This window comes from Bacillus sp. SIMBA_008, from assembly GCF_046535495.1.
Lineage (GTDB): Bacteria > Bacillota > Bacilli > Bacillales > Bacillaceae > Bacillus > Bacillus subtilis.
Window position 1 is genome coordinate 1 of record NZ_JAWRWL010001318.1, and the last position, 234, is coordinate 234.

At 37.2% G+C, this 234-nt stretch carries 1 protein-coding gene; it reads left to right on the plus strand.

Features of this window, described 5'->3' with window-relative positions; all coding sequences use genetic code 11:
- Positions 1-104: 104 nt before the first annotated feature.
- Positions 105-234, plus strand: a 130-nt coding sequence (gene rpmG / locus SB658_RS27720) for a 50S ribosomal protein L33 (RefSeq protein ID WP_410603798.1), incomplete at its 3' end; no start/stop codon positions are given.

The window sequence follows — 234 nt, forward strand, 5'->3', positions numbered from 1 at the left end:
ATGGAGGTCACTGTGGAGCGGTCTTAAAAAATAGACGCTTGACATTTTTTTCTGATGATATATAATAAAACGTAATAATTACGATTAAAAAAAGGGTGAAAATGATGCGTGTGAATGTTACATTGGCCTGTACAGAGACAGGGGACAGAAATTATATCACGACGAAGAACAAACGGACGAATCCGGACCGGTTAGAAATGAAAAAGTATTCACCCCGGTTGAAAAAGTATACTT